Here is a 1,254-nt window from a genome sequence, read left to right as displayed (position 1 = left end):
CGGTCATCCTCCATGACGTCATCGTATGGCCCTTCATATAGTCTGAATGAATGAAGCTGAACATATGGGTTGCCAAGCTTGAGTCCGTCCTTTCCGCCGTCTTCAATGTAGAAATATTTGCTGGCTACCTTTTCTCCTTCTATATATGCATCCCATGAGTAAGTTCCCTTTTTCCAGAATGCCCCTTCGGCTTTGTTTCCCCAGTAATTAGAATTATAAGGTTGGTAGTCAGAATAATAGCGGTTATCACCATAATAACTGCGAGGACAAAGTTGAAAACCTAAAAAATTACGGCGATTTTGATAATTTTCATTGTAACCACCATTTATGTAGGTAGATTCTTTAGGATTAAGTTTTGTAAAAAGTTGCTTTTTTTGAAGTTCTTGCATAATTAACTTCCTCATGGTTAATAATTTTAATTATAGGACTTACGCACCTGCAACCTAATTTTCGTCCGAAGCAATCCACAGGGTTTGCGCAGCAGTCCGGAACGGAAAGCCATCTCAAATCCTAGTTCTTCGTACCTCATGCGTAAGTCCTGAATTAAATAGTAGTAATCTTTAGCTGAGTTCTTGAATTTATGAAGGAATTGTAGTATCCATTCAATATAATGGGGTAGGCAATGATTTATAGCTGCCAAGACCAACCAAAAGAAATCACAGAAGAGCGATCGTAAATAATAGTTGCCAGAGGGGGAATATTCCTAGTCTGGGTAATGCGATCGCGTACATATTCAAAAAAGCTCAATCCCAGTTTACGAGTAGTAGCAACCAGGGACATAAAAGTATCCCAAGATGCAGTCCCCTCAGCCGTCTGAGTTCCATAACTGATATTGCGTCGTTGAACCATCGTCCTAGCAGCTAACTCTGCCGGGTTATTATGCAATGGTAATTCCGGATGGTCTAACACCAGCAACAATTCCCAAATTTTGGCCGCAGTTAATTGTTTTCGTTCATCCAACTGCTGATCACCACTCTCAGTAGTGAAAAGTCGAGAAAATTCAGAGCGTAATCTGTTAGCAGTTGAAAGTGTAGGAGCATCTCTATAAGCCAGTAAATCTCCATAGTAATCCCAAAAATCATCCAAGAATTGCTCTAGGAGTTTTTGATGATCATCAACTAGGGGAGTTAACTTTTTATAATGTCGTCCCTCATGTACCCATCACCAAACTGACTGGCCAGTCATACAAACTCTCGTAAGTGATGATGCACCTCAATTCAAGTTACTAACAGAGAATTTGGCTTTGTGTTGGGT

General features: G+C 40.2%; 2 protein-coding genes. Both read right to left on the bottom strand.

All coding sequences use genetic code 11. The annotated features are described in order from the left end of the window. The coding region (locus F6K13_RS33810; RefSeq protein WP_287290025.1) for a hypothetical protein at nucleotides 1-389 on the bottom strand (389 nt) is incomplete at its 3' end. A gap of 238 nt (nucleotides 390-627) precedes the next feature. Further along, nucleotides 628-1,086: a hypothetical protein gene (locus F6K13_RS33805; protein WP_287290022.1), complete on the bottom strand. Its 459-nt coding sequence runs from the start codon at nucleotides 1,084-1,086 to the stop codon at nucleotides 628-630. Nucleotides 1,087-1,254: the final 168 nt, after the last annotated feature.

The organism is Okeania sp. SIO2B9, from assembly GCF_010672505.1.
Lineage (GTDB): Bacteria > Cyanobacteriota > Cyanobacteriia > Cyanobacteriales > Microcoleaceae > Okeania > Okeania hirsuta.
This window is presented reverse-complemented; position numbering and strand designations above follow the sequence as displayed.